General features: G+C 64.5%; 14 protein-coding genes. 6 read left to right on the top strand and 8 right to left on the bottom strand.

What is annotated here, in order from left to right; genetic code table 11:
• Positions 1–121 precede the first annotated feature (121 nt).
• On the top strand, positions 122–2,803 hold the full coding sequence (locus tag FHS84_RS10410) for a PAS domain S-box protein (protein WP_166933805.1): 2,682 nt from the start codon (positions 122–124) through the stop codon (positions 2,801–2,803).
• On the opposite strand, the gene FHS84_RS10405 is transcribed toward FHS84_RS10410, so the two are convergent.
• A complete protein-coding gene (locus FHS84_RS10405; protein WP_166933803.1) occupies positions 2,773–3,546 on the bottom strand; it encodes a metallophosphoesterase in 774 nt (257 codons plus the stop codon). The two genes, FHS84_RS10410 and FHS84_RS10405, sit on opposite strands and share 31 nt — an antisense overlap.
• Positions 3,547–3,600: 54 nt before the next feature.
• On the opposite strand from FHS84_RS10405, the gene FHS84_RS10400 reads away from it, so the two are divergent.
• On the top strand, positions 3,601–4,518 hold the full coding sequence (locus FHS84_RS10400) for a diacylglycerol/lipid kinase family protein (protein ID WP_166933801.1): 918 nt from the start codon (positions 3,601–3,603) through the stop codon (positions 4,516–4,518).
• On the opposite strand, the gene FHS84_RS10395 is transcribed toward FHS84_RS10400, so the two are convergent.
• The 5 genes from FHS84_RS10395 to FHS84_RS10375 all read right to left on the bottom strand — a co-directional run bounded on the left by FHS84_RS10395 (position 4,515) and on the right by FHS84_RS10375 (position 9,607).
• Positions 4,515–5,195: an ABC-type transport auxiliary lipoprotein family protein gene (locus FHS84_RS10395; protein WP_166933800.1), complete on the bottom strand. Its 681-nt coding sequence runs from the start codon at positions 5,193–5,195 to the stop codon at positions 4,515–4,517. The two genes, FHS84_RS10400 and FHS84_RS10395, sit on opposite strands and share 4 nt — an antisense overlap.
• Positions 5,192–6,040: an MlaD family protein gene (locus FHS84_RS10390; RefSeq protein WP_166933798.1), complete on the bottom strand. Its 849-nt coding sequence runs from the start codon at positions 6,038–6,040 to the stop codon at positions 5,192–5,194. Before FHS84_RS10390 ends, FHS84_RS10395 begins: the two co-directional genes overlap by 4 nt.
• A gap of 4 nt (positions 6,041–6,044) precedes the next feature.
• Positions 6,045–6,815 carry an ABC transporter ATP-binding protein gene (locus tag FHS84_RS10385; protein WP_166933796.1) on the bottom strand — a complete coding sequence of 257 codons (771 nt, stop codon included), beginning with the start codon at positions 6,813–6,815 and terminating at the stop codon, positions 6,045–6,047.
• A 1-nt stretch (position 6,816) separates the two neighbouring features.
• Complete coding sequence (locus FHS84_RS10380; RefSeq protein WP_166933794.1) at positions 6,817–7,947, bottom strand: ABC transporter permease; 1,131 nt, start codon at positions 7,945–7,947, stop codon at positions 6,817–6,819.
• Positions 7,948–8,110: 163 nt separating this feature from the next.
• The gene (locus FHS84_RS10375) at positions 8,111–9,607 is read right to left on the bottom strand and encodes an efflux transporter outer membrane subunit (protein ID WP_166933792.1); all 1,497 of its coding nucleotides are present in this window, start codon (positions 9,605–9,607) and stop codon (positions 8,111–8,113) included.
• Positions 9,608–10,226: 619 nt separating this feature from the next.
• Here FHS84_RS10375 and FHS84_RS10370 point away from each other — a divergent pair.
• Entirely contained in the window at positions 10,227–10,574 is a 348-nt protein-coding gene (locus tag FHS84_RS10370; RefSeq protein WP_166933790.1) for a DMT family protein, read from the top strand.
• A gap of 85 nt (positions 10,575–10,659) precedes the next feature.
• Here the strand turns inward: FHS84_RS10370 and FHS84_RS10365 are convergent, their stop codons facing one another.
• Positions 10,660–11,106: a hypothetical protein gene (locus FHS84_RS10365; RefSeq protein ID WP_166933788.1), complete on the bottom strand. Its 447-nt coding sequence runs from the start codon at positions 11,104–11,106 to the stop codon at positions 10,660–10,662.
• Positions 11,107–11,242: 136 nt separating this feature from the next.
• Between FHS84_RS10365 and FHS84_RS10360 the strand changes: the two genes are divergently transcribed.
• Positions 11,243–12,460: a pyridoxal phosphate-dependent aminotransferase gene (locus tag FHS84_RS10360; protein ID WP_166933787.1), complete on the top strand. Its 1,218-nt coding sequence runs from the start codon at positions 11,243–11,245 to the stop codon at positions 12,458–12,460.
• Positions 12,461–12,560: 100 nt separating this feature from the next.
• The gene (locus FHS84_RS10355) at positions 12,561–13,061 is read left to right on the top strand and encodes a DUF4405 domain-containing protein (RefSeq protein WP_166933785.1); all 501 of its coding nucleotides are present in this window, start codon (positions 12,561–12,563) and stop codon (positions 13,059–13,061) included.
• Here FHS84_RS10355 and FHS84_RS10350 read toward each other — a convergent pair.
• Positions 13,051–14,400 carry an MFS transporter gene (locus FHS84_RS10350; protein WP_166933783.1) on the bottom strand — a complete coding sequence of 450 codons (1,350 nt, stop codon included), beginning with the start codon at positions 14,398–14,400 and terminating at the stop codon, positions 13,051–13,053. The genes FHS84_RS10355 and FHS84_RS10350 overlap by 11 nt on opposite strands.
• A gap of 236 nt (positions 14,401–14,636) precedes the next feature.
• Between FHS84_RS10350 and FHS84_RS10345 the strand changes: the two genes are divergently transcribed.
• Positions 14,637–16,691 (top strand): elongation factor G, encoded by a 2,055-nt coding sequence (locus tag FHS84_RS10345; protein ID WP_166933781.1) that lies wholly within the window; start codon positions 14,637–14,639, stop codon positions 16,689–16,691.
• The last annotated feature ends 69 nt before the right edge of the window (positions 16,692–16,760 follow it).

Below are 16,760 nucleotides of genomic sequence, written 5' to 3'. Positions count from 1 at the left end.
TGTCCGTGTATATACGGATGACAACCCGCGCCGCTTTCCGCCATTCTAAGTGGCAATGTAGCTCCCGGATAATCTCCGGTGGTCTGTTGATCCGAACGGGGGGGCCGGTCGGTGCAAAGCAATGGAATGGCGTACGAACAAATCTAGAGCCGAAACGGAAACGACCCTGGGACAGCGCGACTATTCGCTGTTCCGCACCCTCATCCGCACCACCGGCAACGGTGTCGTGGTCACCGACGCGGATGGCTTGGTGCTGTTCTACAACGACGCCGCCCACCGCCTTTTCCACCGGGCTCCCGAAGAGGTGCTGGGAGGTCCGATCGATCTCCTGCTGCCGCCCGTCTGCCGTCCTCAAATCCGGGAGCTGATCGGCTTGGCCGCCCACGCGTGCCCCACCTCTCCGTTCAGCATCCAGCGCGAATTGCAGGGCCTCAGGAAAGACGGCAGCCAGTTCCCGATGCAGCTCTCCATCGGCGAGGGCGAACTCGAAGGCGAGCCGGTTTTCCTGATCGTGCTGCAGGACCTGACGCAGCTCTATCGCGAGCGGCACGCTCTCGACGAGGAAAAGGCCTATCTCGCCCAGATCGTCGAATCCTCCAGCGATGCCATCGTCAGCTACATGCTCGACGGTACCGTGCGCAGCTGGAACCGCGCCGCCGAAGAGATGTTCGGCTATCGCGCCGATGAGATCGTCGGCGCCACCGCTCCAGCCCTGATGCCGCACTTCGTGCCGCCCGAGATGATCCCGGCGGAGATCGCCATCCTGGCGCGCGTCCTGGCCGGCGAATCCGTTCCGCCCCACGAGACGGTGCGCCTGCACAAGAACGGCACGCCGGTCGCCATCGTGATTTCCGCATCGCCCATCCGCGACGCCAACGGTGCCGTGATCGGCATCGCCCGCACGGCACGCAACATCACCGAGCGCAAGAAACACGAGCACGCGCGCGCGCTGCTCGATCTCGCCATCGACAATTCCGACGACGCCTTCACCTGCATCGCGCTCGACGGCACCGTCATCACCTGGAACCGCGGTGCCGAAACGATCCTGGGCTGGATGGGCGCGGAAATCATCGGCCGCAATGCCGAGGGCGTCATCCGCTCCATCGTTCCGGCCGACCTGCAGCCGGCGGAACTCGACTACAGCCGCCGCGCCATCGCCGGCGAGAAGATCGGTCCTTACGAGTCGATCCGCATCCGCAAGAACGGCTCCAGAGTACGGGTGCTGTCGACCGTCTATCCGGTGCGCAACGAGAGGGGCGAAGTGCTCGCCATCGCCCGCACGCTGCACGATCTCACCGACCGGCTGGCATTCGAGGAACAACGCGCCCTGCTCGGCGCCATCATCAATTCCTCGACCGATGCCATCATCAGCTATGCCCTCGACGGCACCATCACGAGTTGGAACCGTGCCGCCGAACTGATGTACGGCTACAGGGCCGAGGAAATGATCGGCACCAGCCTCTACGGCCGTCTCGGCGAATTCATGCCGCCCGAACGCGTTACCGAGGAGCGCCGGATCGTCGCCCGCGTCATCGCCGGCGAACGCGTTCCGCCCTACGAAGCCACGCGCTCGCGCAAGGACGGCGGCGATGTCCACGTCCTCGTTTCGGTGTCGCCGATCAAGGACGCTTCGGGCGCGATCATCGGCACCTCGCGCGTGGTGCGCGACATCTCCGAACGCAAAGTGTTCGAGCGCCAGCGCGCGTTGCTTTCCTCGATCGTGGAATCCTCCAACGACGCCGTCTTCACCAAGATGCTGAACGGCATCGTCACGAGCTGGAATGCCGCCGCCGATGCCATGTTCGGCTACAGCTCCGAGGAGATCGTCGGCCGTTCGATGCTGGTGTTGGTGCCCGAAGATCTGCTCGAGGAGGAGCGCAACGCGCTCGAGAAAATCAGCCGCGGCGACAGCATCCGCCATTTCGAAACCGTGCGGCGCAAGAAGGACGGATCGACCTTCGCGGTCTCGCTCACCCTGTCGCCGGTGCGCGATGCCGACGGCGCGGTCACCGGCGCCTCCGCCACCATCCGCGACATCACCGACCGCAAGAACTACGAGAGCCGGCTGGAATCGATGCGGGCGGACATGATCCACGTCGCCCGCGTACACGAGCTTTCGCAGGTCTCCGCCGGCATTGCCCACGAACTCAACCAGCCGCTGGCGGCGATGCTGAACTACTCGAACGTCGCACGCCGGCTGGTGCAGAGCAGCGGCGATCTTTCCAAGCTTCCCGAGGTCGCCGCCAAGATCGGCGATCAGGCCGAGCGCGCCGCCCAGATCATCCGCCGCATGCGCGATTTCGTCGAGAAACGCGATCCGCATCGCGCCGTGATCGACATCCAGACGATCGCCGACGACGCCATCGCGCTGGCCCTGATCGGCTCGAAGACCGCCAATATCGAAACCCGTGTCGTCGTGCCCGAGACGCCGCTGCCGGTGCTGGCCGACCGCGTCCAGGTCCAGCAGGTGCTGGTCAACCTCTTGCGCAATGCCGCCGAGGCAATGGCGACGACCGAACGGCGCGAACTGACCCTGGCGATCCGGGACCGCGAAGATCGCACCGTGGAAGTGTCGGTCGTCGATACCGGCACCGGACTGTCGGACGAAGTCGCGGCGCGTCTGTTCTCGCCGTTCGTCACCACCAAGCCCGACGGCATGGGCATCGGTCTTGCAATCTCGCGCCAGATCATCGAGGCGCATGGCGGCACGCTGATCGCGCGGCCCAATCCGGGCGGCGGCGCGATTTTCGAATTCACCCTGCCGGCGGCGGATCAGAGTTCGGCCGCTTCGCCGAGCCCGTAGCGTTTGCCGTCCCAGCGCACCGACAACGCACGCCAGCCGCCGTTCGCGATATCGATCAGATTGTAGCCGGCCGGTCCGCCGCGTTCGCGATCGCTGAGGGCGGTGTTGGCGGCGATCTCGCAGGCGCCGTCGACGCAGGTCTTCGACGCACGATGCAGATGGCCGTGCAGCACCACGCGCATGCCGGCGGCAGCGAGTTCCGCAAACGCCGCGATGCCGCGCGCCGTGGTGGACCGGCGCCGGTCGAGCGCGTGCGGTCGCAAGGGATGGTGACAGGTGACGATGCCGAGCCGGTTGCCGCGGCGTTCGGCCAGCAATCCCGCAACCGGCGCCACGCGGGTCTCGGGCGCCACGCCGAGCGACCAGTCCCACGCCGACGCACTCGCGCCGATAGCGGTGTTGAGACCGATCAGAAGCACGTCCGGGGTTTCGAGGAACAGCGGCTGGGCGCCCACGGAGCGGGTAAATCGCGCAAACGGCCGATGGAACCGCTCGGTCAGGAACGGCACGTCGTGATTGCCCGGCACGATCAGCTTTTCGCCCGGCAGCGCCTTCACCAGGGCCGCAGCGAGGACGAATTCGCGCTCGCGCGCCCGGCGGGTGAGATCGCCGGTGACGGCGACGATATCGGGTGCGGCGTCGCGGATCGAGGCGATCAGCGCCTCGGGCTGGGCGGGGTTCTTCGCCGGGCAATGCAGATCCGAGATGTGGACGATGCGCGTAGGCAGTTTTCCCTCCGTCACGAACCGGTGCGCCGTTCGCGCGTTGCATCTAGAGCAATGCAGGGCAGCGGCCGGATGTTTCAACAGAAGATAGCGCTTCACAAGCTCAAAACCGCGGCGGTGCTGAATCGCTCCAGCGGCAACGTCACCGCGGCGGCCGAAGCCACCATGATCGAGATTCTCGCGGCGGCCGGCGTCACTCTGGTGGAACTTCACGTCGTCGAAGGCGGCGGCATCGAGGCGGCGCTCGATCGCGTCGCGGCGGCAGGCGTGGAAGCGCTGATCGTGCTCGGCGGCGACGGAACCATCCGCACCGCGGCGGAAAAGTGCAGCGCCTCGGGGATGCACTTCATCGCCCTGCCGGGCGGCACCATGAACATGCTGCCGCGCGCGCTCTACGGCGAACGAACCTGGCAGCAGGCGCTGCACGATACCGTGGCGGCACCGCACGCGGCTCAGATCGGCTGCGGGGAGGTGGAAGGCAATCGCTTCTTCTGCGGCGCGATCTTCGGCACCCCGGCGCATTGGGTGGAAGCGCGCGAGGCGCTGCGCCGGCACAGCCTGTTCGAAGCGTTGGAGCGCGGCGCCCAGGCGTGGCGGCGGACCTTCTCGCGCCGGGTGCGCTACGATTTCGGTGCCGGCGCCACCGGCGCGGCGACGGCGGTGGCGGTGCTGTGTCCGCTGATCTCGCGCATCATGCCGTCCGATGCGCCCGCGCTCGAAGCGGCCGCGCTCGATCCCAAGGACCTCGGCGACGCCTTCTCTCTCGCGCTCAGCGGCCTGTTCACCGATTGGCGGCGCGACGGCAATGTGACCACGGTGGCGACGCGCGATCTCAAGATCGCCGCCCGCCGTCCGATCCCGGCTCTGCTCGACGGCGAGATGGTGTGGCTTCCGCCCGCCGCCGAAATCCGCTTCGTGCCCGAAGCCTTCCAGGCGCTGGTGCCCGAGGGCTCGCCGGTGCTGGCGTCGCGGCACGAAGAAGCGGTCTAGGCGGCCGGCACACCGCGATCGAGAACCCACGGCACCAGTTCGGCCAGCACGCCGCCATACGCTTCGGACAATGCCGCGACCCCGGCCGGGACCGAATTGGCGGCCGCACGAACCTCCTTGGCGAAGACGGCGCTGGCGGCGATCTTGCGGCTCTTGGCATCGACCACGCGCGCGCCGAACCGTACCACCGCGAGCGGCGCACCCTCGCCCGCATCGTAGCGGCAGGAGAAATCGCGCAAGTCCGCGCTGAGCACGTAATCGGCCCGCGCGGCGTCGCTGTCGCGCGCCACGGCGGCGATGCGCCCCGAGCGTTCGAACGCTTCCAGCAACACCGATCCGGCCAGCGCCGTCAGATGATCCGCCCACGCCGCATCGGCATAGTAATCGAGCCCCGATGGCGGCCGCGTGATGGCGATGCGCTCGGAATCCAGCCCGGCACTGGCGTCCGGCGTCTGGATCGACAAGGCCCACGCCACTTTCGGACCGGCGAGCGGACCGGAGAGCGGCGGATTCAGCGTATAGAGTTTGGGCGCCGCCGGCGGCCCCACCAGATCGGCACATCCGGCAAGGATCAGTCCCGAGGTCCCCGCGAACAGCACGCGGCGCGTCAGTCTTTTGGGGGTCGCGTTTTCGGACGGAAAACCGGTGCCCACTTTTCCTGAAAACGCTCTGGTCATGGCGGTGTGTACCCCTTGCGCCGGTCGCCGAAGATCAGCTTGGTCGGCTGCCGGTCGAGTTGTTCGGTGAGGCGGTTCAAACTGGTGACGGTGCGGCGGGTGTCGGAGATCAGGCCTGCGAGCTGCGCCAGTCCGTCGCCGCGCACGAAGCCGTCGGCGTCGTCGGCGAAGTGCTGGATCTTCAGCATCGCCAGATTGGCATTGGAAACGGTTTCGGGAAGGCCTTTGGACGCCGCCGACAGATTGGCAAGCGAGGTGTCGAGATCGCCCGAGCGCGCGGCCAGCGCCGCCGTCGTCTTGTCGAGATTGGCGAGCGTGCTGGTGAGGTGTTTCTGGTTTTCGTCCGACAACACCGCCGCCAGCCGGTCGGCGATGGTGTTGAGCTTGGCGAGCAGTTCCGGCGCGCCGCGCGTCAATTGCTGCAAGGCCGACGGCGCCGTCTTGATGACCGGATATTTCTGGCCCGGCTCGGCGGTGAGCAGCGGCGCGTTCTTGGTGCCGCCGGAAATCTCGACATAAGAGGTGCCGGTCAGGCCCTGCGGTTCGATCGACGACACCGAGTCGGTGCGGATGCCGAGGCCGGGCTGGATCTGCAGCGTCGCGATCACCACCTGCGGATCGTTGGGATCGAACTGCAGATTGTCGACGCGGCCGACGTCGATGCCGTTGTAGCGCACCGCCGTGCCTTTGCCGAGGCCGGTGACGGCGCCGTGGAAATTGGTTTGATAGTAATCGTATTCCTGGCTGTACTGGGTGCCGGCGAGCCACAGGATGGTAATGACCAGCGCCAGGATGCAGGTCATCACGAAGGCGCCGACCGCGACGTAGTTTGCTTTCGTTTCCATCGCTCTACCTCGTCGCTCCGATCGCCGCGCGGCCGCGCGGTCCGGAGAAGTATTCCTGGATCCAGGGATTGGGATCGGCGCGCACCGCGTCGATGGTGCCGACTTTCAATTTGCGGTCGACCAGCACCGCCACACGCGAGGCGATGGCGTGCAAGGTGTCGAGATCGTGCGTCACCATGAAAACCGTGAGCCCGAGGCTTTTCTGCAGGCTTGCGATCAACGCATCGAAGGCGGCGGCGGCGATCGGATCGAGCCCGGCGGTGGGCTCGTCGAGGAAGACGATTTCGGGATCGAGCGCCAGGGCGCGGGCGAGACTGGCGCGCTTGCGCATGCCGCCGGAAAGCTCGGACGGGTATTTCGCCGCCGTGTCCGCTTCGAGGCCCACCATCGCGAGCTTGATCGCGGCGATTTCGTTCATCAGCGGCTGCGGCACGTCGGTGAATTCGCGCAGCGGCACCTGGATGTTCTCGGCCACGGTCTGCGACGAAAACAGCGCTCCGTCCTGGAACAGCACGCCCCAGCGCCGCTGCAGCGCGCGCATGGCGCCGTTGTCCATGGCCAGAACGTCTTCGCCGAACACGTGGATCGATCCGGACGCCGGACGCATCAAGCCGACGATGGAGCGCAGCAGCACCGATTTGCCCGAACCCGATCCGCCGACGATGGCGATCACCTCGCCGCGACGGACGTCGAGATCGACGTGATCGTGGATCAGCCGGCCGCCCAGGTTGGTGACGAGACCGCGGACGCTGATGATGGGATCGGGCGCCGCCATCTCATATCCCCAGGATCGAAAACATGACCGAGAACCCGGCGTCGAGCACGATGACGAGAAACACCGCTTCCACCACCGAGCGCGTTGTCAGCTTGCCGACCGAGGCGGCGTTGCGCTCGACGTTGAGGCCCTCGAAGCAGCCGACCATGCCGATGACGTAGGCGAACACCGGCGCCTTGATCATACCGACCAGGAAGGTGTCGAGATTGATCGCCTGATGCAGCTGGCGCACGAACATCGGCGCGGTGATGCCCATGTCGAAATAGCACATGATGGCGCCGCCGATCAGCGCCACGATATCGGCATAGAAGGTGAGGAACGGCAGCGCGATGACGAGCCCGGTGACGCGCGGCAGAATGAGGACGTCGTCGACGTTGAGCCCCATGGTCTGCATGGCGTCGATTTCCTCGTTCACCTTCATGGTGCCGATCTGGGCGGTGAAGGCGGAGCCCGAGCGTCCGGCGATGATGATCGCGGTGATGAGGACGCCGAGTTCGCGCAGGACGCCGATGCCGAGCGCGTTGACGGTGAAGATGTCGAGGCCGAATTTCTTGAGCTGGTCGGAGCCCTGATAGGCGAGCACCACGCCGACGAGGAACATCAACAGTCCGACGATCGGCAGCGCATTGATGCCGACTTCTTCGATCTGGCGCACCGTCGCGGTGAAACGGAAATGGCGCTGCGGACGGGTGACGGCCTTGAACCACTCGATGGTGATGCGGCCGACATAACCGAGAATGCCCACCGCCTGGGTTAGCGTTTCGTGCGTGGCGCGTCCGATGCGCTCGAAAAAGTCGGCGAACGTGTCTTTGGTCCTCACCACCGCGGGCGGCGGCGGCGTGTCGGTTTCGATCACCTGAAACAGCGGCCGGTAATGCTCGGGCACTTCGAACGCGGCGATGCGCGCGCCCGCATTGGCGAGTTGGGTCCTGGTGCGCAACAACAGCCAGACGCCGGTGGTATCGAGCGCCTCGACCTGTCCGGCATCGATTTCGACGATCGGCGCCCCGTCAGGCTCGAGACGGCGCAAGCCCGCGTCGATGATGCCGGCGTGATAGACGGTCCACGCTCCGCCGGCCGTCAGGCGCAATGTCCCGCCGCTGCGATCGAGGTGAAACCAAGGGTTTGTCATCCAGCTCCCATCCGAGAGGACATTAGCGGTCTGCCAGTCCCGCTTCCAGGCCCCTGGAAACGTCCGGCCGCGCAACCGCGTTGCATGAATCCGCCGTGAGGGAATGGGCCAAAAAAAATGGCCCGCACGACGGCGGGCCATTTCACGCGAGCAAATCGGGCGGTCAGAATGTCAGCGCCGCCGGAATGTTGGCCGGATTGGGAATCGGCAGATCGGTCAGATCCGGCACCGGAATGAAGGTGTTACGCAGGGACTTGTCCTCGTCCTGCGTGACGTCCCAGCCGCTGCCGAGCGCGCGATAGAGGCCGACGCCGGACTGCAGCCGCGCCTGCTTGATCTGAATCAGCGCGTCCTGCGCCGAGAACAGCGTCTGCTGCGCCTGCAGCACGGTCAACAGATCGACCACGCCTTCGCGATATTGCAGTTCGGAGATGCGGAAGGCTTCCTGTGCGTTCTTGACCTGATCGGTGGTGAGCCTCTCCTGTTCGGAATACGACGCAACGCTGCCGAGCTGGGTCTCGGTGTCGTTGAGCGCGTTGAGCACCGCGGTGCGATAGGACGCGAGCAGTTCGGCTTCGCGGCCCTTGTAGTAGTCGCGCTGCGAGGTGAGCTTGCCGCCGTCGAAAATGGCCTGCACCACGGTGGCGCCGAGGCTCCACACCAGCTTTTCGGGATTGATGAACTTGTCCCAATCGTCGCTGCGCCAGCCGCCGCCGGCCGTCAGGCTGACGCCGGGCAGGAAGGCCGCGCGCGCCGCGTCGAGATCGGCATGGGCCGCCATCAGGCTCGATTCGGCCTGCTTGACGTCGGGACGATGCGTCAACAGCGTAGCGGGAATGCCCGCCTGCACCGCCGGCGCCGCAAGGCCTTCGAGATTGGTGGCTTCGATTTTCAGCGTGCCGGGCATGCGGCCGAGCAGGATGGCGAGCGCGTTGCGGGCTTCGCGTTCCTGTTCTTCGAGGCGCGGAATATTGGCTTCTTCGCCGAGCACCTGGGCGGTCTGCTGCGCCAGTTCGAGGTTCGACAACACGCCGTTCGACACTTTGGCCTGGGTGATCGCCAGAATGCGCTTGGCGGCTTCGATGTTCTTGCGGGCGACGTCGACCCGCTCGCGCAGCGCCAGCACCGTGAAGTACGCGTTGGCGACGTTGGCGTTGGTCGTGATCGTCACCGTGTCCTGGTAGTAGACCGCGGCGCGGGCGTTCTCGCGTCCCGAACGCATGCCGTTGTAGTTGCGGCCCCAGAGATCGAGCTCGTAGCTGGCGCTGCCGCCGGCGGAGTACGAGTTGCTGATGATGCCGTCGCGGCGCCCGCCGATGGTCATGTGGCTGCCATTCTGCTGGACCGAGCCGCTGGCCTGCACCGAGGGGATCATATTGGCGATGTCGCTGCCGTATTGCGCCTGCATCTGCTGGAGGCGGGCGGCGGCCGTCGCAAGGTCAAGATTGCCTTTGTGGGCTTCTTCAATGAAGGCCGTCAGTTCCGGGGAATTGAAGCTCTTCCACCAATCGGCTGTGACCTGCTGCTGGGTATCCGGCACAGGTGCCTGGTAAGCCTTTGGCATATCTTCAGGTTTGACCGTCGGCGGCGGCGTGGTCGCGCATGCGCCGAGAACCAGCGCCAATGCCAGGACGGAAACACTGTTCGACAGAATTTTCATGAGAATTGCTCGCTTGCTGGCCCGAAATTCGCCCTAGGCCGTCAATATGGGTTTCCCCGGCCATTCGACAACATCTTTCTCTGACCCGCGGCAAACAAGACAATTTTCCTTGTCACCGCGGAAGCCGCAGAGAATCGCTTCAGACGTACAGCAGATTTGCCCGACGCCCTACCGCAGCTTGGCGGAACTACACCGTGCCATGCCGATATTGCATGGGTTTGTCCAAATGTTCTCAAGGCTCATCGGGAAAATGGCCAAATCATTAAATCAGGCGGGAAATGGGGCGGGCGGCCGGAAACAACCGGTCTTGGGGACCCCGATGAATCCGACCGCCCTTTAACTGACTGTGCCTTGCGTGGTGGAGCGCCGATGAAAGCACAGCCTCGACGTCGCTTGGCCGGCCGACAATTGGCTTGCTTCTGCGACGGCGTCTCAAACCGCGTTGTGCGGTACGCAGACAGATTGTAGGTGCGGGGCGGAAGACGGAAGACCGTGAGGGGCCGAATTTGTAACAACCTGTCCCAACGCGGCGGCGTTAGCAGTCTCGTGACCAAATAGGCGGCGGTGCGAGGCGTTCGTTTCGATGTGTATGCCGCCTACTAGAAATGGGTGATCGGTAATGCGTTGGCCGTTTGTGGCGCCTGTCCTTCTGTTGCTGTGTTCGAACGTGTTCATGACCTTCGCCTGGTACGGCCAGCTCAAGTTTCCGTCGGCGCCGATATGGATCATCGTTCCCATCAGTTGGGGAATCGCGTTCTTCGAGTATTGTCTGGCGGTTCCGGCCAACAAGATCGGCTACACCGTCTATTCGGCGGCTCAGCTCAAGACGATGCAGGAAGTCATTACGCTGTCGGTGTTCGCGGTGTTCTCGACCTTCTATCTCGGCGAAGCGATCAAATGGAATCACATCGTCGCCTTCGCGCTTCTCGCCGCGGCGGCCTTCTTCGCATTTCACGAGTGGAAGTGACGGCGCGCGCGCTGTCGTCCCGGCAAACGCTTCGAAGCGCGCAACGCATGGATGTGCGCGGAGCCGGAAGCCGTTCTGCGGCCGCCTATTCGCCCAGCCACGGATCGTCGGTGAATTCCTTCACCGGCGTCATCGCGATATGCATCGAGCGCTGCATGCCGAAATAGAACACCAGCTTCATCTGCTTGGTGTGGGGATTCCATTCCATCTGCGGCGCGACCCCGCCCTGCTTGCGGAAGATGTGGCCGTCAAAGTCGTAGCGGCGCGGTTGGACACTGCCCCACCCGTCGTACAATTCGTTGGCCAGCCGACGATGCGCGACGGCGCGCTGCTCGTCGTTCAGCTCGCCCGGTTCCAGCAAATCGGGAGCGCTGACCCGGACGTCGCCCTGCGGCGAAATCTCAAGCCACGCCACCACCATGACGGAAGGCGATTCGAAATGACCTATCCAGCGGCCGCTCGGCGCTTGGTGAGATTTTGAACAGCCTGCAAGGACAAGTCCGGCGATCAGAAGGATTGCAAACCGGCGCATGACCGCTATTCCTCCTAACGCGGATGGTATGCTTACAAAGCTTTAGAAAGCGTAACAACCGTGAATGGTTCTAACGTGCTCTTGCGAACTTGCCGTGTAGGCGCTTTGCTGCCGCCGGCCTGGAAATGAGGAAGCTATGGCGCCGCTGCCGAAGGGATTTTTGAGTGAATCGCTGGGACGTATCCAGCCGTCGCAGACCATTGCCGTCACCCAGAAGGCTCGGGAACTTAAAGCCGCCGGGCGCGACGTGATCGGCCTTGGGGCGGGCGAACCGGACTTCGATACCCCCGACAACATCAAGGAAGCCGCGATTGCGGCAATCCGCCGCGGTGAAACGAAGTATACCGCCGTCGAGGGCATCCCCGAACTGCGCAAGGCCGTGGCGGCCAAGTTCAAGCGCGAGAACGGGCTCGACTATGCCCCCAGCCAGATTTTCGTGGCCGCCGGCGGCAAGGCGATCATCTACAACGCCCTGATGGCGACCCTGAACCCCGGCGACGAGGTCATCTGCGTGGCGCCCTACTGGGTCAGCTATCCCGACATCGTGGCCCTGGCCGGGGCCAAGCCGGTGATCGTCGAGGCCAAGTTCGAAAACGGCTTCCGCCTGACGCCGGAACAGCTCGACGCCGCCATCACGCCCAAGACCAAGTGGCTGATCCTCAACCAGCCCTCCAATCCGACCGGCGCGTGCTACTCGGCCGCCCAGTTGAAGGCGCTGGCCGACGTGCTGCTCAAGCATCCGCAGGTCTGGGTGCTGACCGACGACATCTACGAGCATCTCGTCTACGGCGATTTCAAGTTCGCTACGATCGCGGCGGTAGAGCCCAACCTCTACGAACGCACCCTGACCATGAACGGCGTGTCGAAGGCCTATGCCATGACCGGCTGGCGCGTCGGCTTCTGCGGCTGCGCCGAACCGCTGGTGAAGGCGATGGCCAAGCTGCAGAGCCAGTCGGTGAGCCATGCCACCTCGATCTCGCAATGGGCGAGCGTCGAAGCCCTCAACGGCCCGCAGGATTTCATCCCGGTGCGCAAGAAGGCGTTCGAGGAACGGCGCGATCTGGTCGTCTCGATGCTGAACCAGGCGACCGGCATCGAGTGCCCCAAGCCGGAAGGCGCGTTCTACGTCTATCCCTCGATCCGCGGCCTGATCGGCAAGACGGCGCCTTCGGGTCAGGTCATCAAGACCGACGAGGACTTCGCGGGTGCGCTTCTGGAAGGCGAAGGCGTGGCGGTGGTGCACGGGGCGGCGTTCGGCCTGTCGCCGTTCTTCCGCATCTCCTACGCGACCTCCAACAGCCTGCTCGAAGAAGCCTGCCGCCGCATCCAGCGGTTCACCGCCGGGCTTAAATAACGGTAAGGCACCTCATTTCGGCGTGAGCCGACAAAATTGGCGCAACGGAAACGGGTATGGTCGGCCGTTCAATCGACCTACCCGCTTTCCGGAGCCCACTATGGAATTCCTGAAGAAGTACGCCACACCCCTCAGCATCGTGACCAGCATCGCGGTGTCCGTCACCGGACTGATGCTGCTGTTCGGCATTCGCGGTGAGGTCGGCGAGATTCACGAATGGATCGGCGTGGCCTTCGTGGCCGCCATGGTGATGCACATCGTCCGTAACTGGCCGGGCATCAAGAAGATCATGTCATCCTTGCCGGGCATGGCCATCGTCGGCGGCCTCGGGGTTGTCTTCATTGCGCTCACCGTCATGGCCATGCCCTCGGGCAGCGGCGAAGGCGGACACGGCGGCGGCCCCTGGATGGTGGTGAACCGCGTTGCCGACGTACCGCTTTCCACCTCGGCGCCGGCCCTCGGCATGACCGCGGATCAAGCCGTGACCAAGCTCAAGGCCGCCGGCGTGCCGGTGGATGGACCCAGCGATTCGCTCGCCCACCTCGCCCGCGAACACGGCCAGCCGTTGCCGAAACTGTTCGGCCTGCTGATCAAACAGTAGCCTTGCCGCGATAGAGCGGCTTGGTCAGCAGCCAGAAGCCGATCAGTATCAACGTGCCCATGATGGGCACGATGGCTTCGGTCAACATCATGCGGCCGGCACCGTCCAGCGGCAGCCAGGACAATCCCTTCGCGTCGTGCGCGCTGCCGTCGAGATAGGCCACGTATTGGATCGGGAAATTGGCGATGCCGGCGAGCACGTTGTATTTCGTGGCCGCAGCACCTTTGCCGATCGCCTCGAGGACCACGGCGCCCCAGGACGCATAACAGAATCCGGCGGCGAGCTGATAAAGCCCGACATAAAGGATGTACATCGCCTGGGTGCGGGGCGAGAACGCCGCTGCCAGCGCCAATAGCGCGGTCAGGATACTGAAGGCGTTGAAGGCGGTCATGCGGCTGACACGGTCGCAGATCCAGCCGCCGGCAATGCAGCCGACCATGCTGATGATGCCGCCCAACAAACCGTTGATCAGCACCACCCAATTGCCCGAGGCGTGCCAATCCGAGGCAACCGCCGCCCACAGCTGGGTCATCGCCGCGGCGCCGATCGGCAGCCACATCGCCACGAAGACAACGAGGCCCTTGCGCGATTTGACCAGGGTCCAGACGTCCTTGCCGACATTGATCATGCTGTTGACGAAGCTTGGCGCACGATGCTCGGCCGGAGGTTCGTGCACATATAACAGAGCAAAGATCGTCGACAGGCACATCAGTCCGACGGCGAAGCTGCCGATCACGGTCGACTGGACGTGCTGGCCCAGCCACAGTCCGGCCCCCGCAAACCATTCAATGCCGGTATGACGCGTGAGCCAGGCTCCGATCGCCGCATCGCCGCCAGGCGTCAGGTTCTGGGCGAGCCACAACCCGAGACCGCCGCCGATCGCCGAACCGCCGAGATTGCCGGCTTGGCTCCAGCCGCCCGCCTGCCCTTTCTGTTCGGGCGTGGTGGCATGGGCCATGATGCTGTCCGCCGCGAGGGCGGTGAGAGCCGAAGCGATGCTGATCAGGAACACGAACACGGTAAGCATCGTCAGGTTCGAGGCGCTCACCGGGATGAACCCCGTGGCCAATACGAGGCCGCCGGTGGCCGCGGCGGCTATCAAGTACCAAGCCTTGTTGGTCAGGGTCGCGTCCACCAGGGGTGCCAAGGCGAATTTGAAATTCTGCGGCACCAGCGACCAGTTGCCGAGGACCGCGATGGCGGCCGTTCCCACCCCCACCGCCTGCAGCAGAAAGCCTAGCGTCACCGTAACGAAGCCGTTGGAGATCCCCATCGGTACGAACATCAGAAGGAACAATACCGGGTGGGTGGAGCGCTCCGGGGTCACGCGTTCGGTCACTTGAGACCTCTGGGTTCGGCTACGGCGACAGTATAGAGGGCTTAAGGTTTTCCGGCCTGCGGCAAAGGTGTCGGGATAAGTTCCGCAACCCCACCGTGAGCCCCTTGCCAAAGCGGGGGATTCGGCGCGAGGCTTCGAAGACCAAAACGGGGCGCGTGACGCGGCCCAGTCACCGGGACCAGCGCCCGCCGCGCCCCCCCGGACCCTTCTTCAGCGGGGTCCGAAGGAGGCCAATAATGTCGAGTGCAAATGGAGGAAGAGGGCCACGTACCGTGGCCCTGGTAGGACCATACGGCTCCGGCAAGACCACGCTGCTCGAAGCCGTTCTATTCGCCAACGGAACGACGGCCCGCAAGGGTTCGGTCTCGGCCAACAACACGGTAGGCGACGCCAGCCCGGAAGCGCGGGCGCGCCAGATGAGCGTCGAAATCAACTGCGCGACGACGACCTTCATCGATCAGAGTTTCACGTTCCTCGACTGCCCCGGTTCCATCGAGTTTTTGCAGGATAGCCTGTTCACGTTTCCCGGCATCGACGCCGCCGTGGTGGTGATCGAGCCGGAACCGGCCAAGGTCCAGATGCTGAAGCCGTACATGAAGCGGCTGGCGGACCTGAAGATCCCGCACATGATGTTCGTCAACAAGATCGACAAGGCGACCGGCACCCTCACCGATATCCTTGCCGCTCTGCAGGATGCCAGCGACACGCCGTTGCTGCTCCGCCAGATTCCGATCTGGAAAAACGAACAGATCACCGGCTTTATCGATCTCGCGCTCGAGCGCGCCTTCGCCTACCGCGAGGGCAAGCCTTCGGAGCAGGTCGACATCGACGATCAGGACGAGGAAAAGCAGGCCCGCTACTCGATGCTGGAAAAGCTCGCCGATTACGACGAGCACCTGATGGAGGAATTACTCTCCGATCAGGAACCGGCGCGCGAAGAAGTGTTCAGCGACCTGCAACGCGAGTTCTCCGAAGGTCTGGTCGTGCCGGTGTTCATCGGCTCGGCCGAACGCGGTCAGGGCATCACCCGCCTGATGAAGGCGCTGCGCCATGACAGTCCCGACGTGTCGGTCGCGGCCAAGCGGCTCGGCATTCCGGCGGCTCCCGACACCACCGTGCAGGTGCTGAAGACGGTCTATTCCGAACGCGGCGGCAAGCTGTCGATCGCACGCGTCATGCAAGGCACGCTGAAGGACGGCGCCGTGCTCAAGACCCCCGACGGCGAAGAAACCCGCGTCGGCGGCATTGCGCAGGTCGTCGGCACCAACACGACCAAGGTCGCCGAAGCCAAGACGGGCGAGACGGTCGCGCTGGCGCGGCTCGAAGGCATTGCCACGGGCACGACGCTTTCGACCGGCAAGGCGCCACCGAAGAAGGCCGAAATCGAAATCCTGACGCCGGTCTACAAACTGGCGATTCAGACGGCCAATCGCGCCGACGAAGTGAAGCTGACCGCGGCTCTTGCCAAGCTGATCGAGGAAGACCCCTCGCTCCGCTTCGCGCAGGATTCCGAACTGCACGAGATGACGCTCGCCGGCCAAGGCGAAATCCACCTGCGCGTGGCGGTGGACAAGCTGATGAGCCGCTACGGCCTCAAGCTCAACACCAAGCCGGCCAGCGTTCCGTACAAGGAGACCATCCGCAAGCCGGTGACGATCCGTGGACGGCACAAGCGGCAGTCGGGCGGTCACGGCCAGTTCGGCGATTGCGTGCTGGAGATCAAGCCGCAGCCGCGCGGCGCCGGCTTCGCCTTCATCGACGAGATCGTCGGCGGCGTGGTGCCGAAGCAGTTCATCCCGTCGGTGGAAAAGGGCGTGGTCGCCTATCTGGACGAAGGTCCGCTGGGCTTCCCCGTGGTCGATTTGTCGGTGACGCTGACGGACGGCTCCTATCACACGGTGGACTCTTCGGACGCGGCGTTCCAGACCGCGGCCCGCATCGGCATGCAGGAAGGCATGCCCCAGTGCGCGCCGGTGCTGCTGGAACCGATCATGAAAGTGCGCATCCACGTGCCCAACGAGACGACCTCGAAGATCAACGCGGTGGTGTCGGGACGGCGCGGCCAGCTTCTCGGTTATGATGCCCGCGAAGGCTGGAAGGGCTGGGACACGGTCGTGGCGGAGATGCCGCGCAACGAAATCAGCAATCTGATCATCGAGCTGCGCTCGCTCACTCAAGGCGTTGGCACGTTCGATGTCGAGTTCGACCACTTGCAGGAACTTTCCGGCAAAGTCGCCGACCAGATCGTCGCCGACCGCAAGAAAGCCAAGGAAGACGCCAAGGCGGATTAATTCGCCGACAGCGATGTGAAACGCGGTAGCGGACGGGACGACCCGTCCGCTACTTTTTTGGGCCGTCTC

Source organism: Rhizomicrobium electricum, from assembly GCF_011762045.1.
GTDB lineage: Bacteria > Pseudomonadota > Alphaproteobacteria > Micropepsales > Micropepsaceae > Rhizomicrobium > Rhizomicrobium electricum.
The sequence above is the reverse complement of the archived record's forward strand: the minus strand, read 5'-3'. Positions and strand labels throughout refer to the sequence as shown.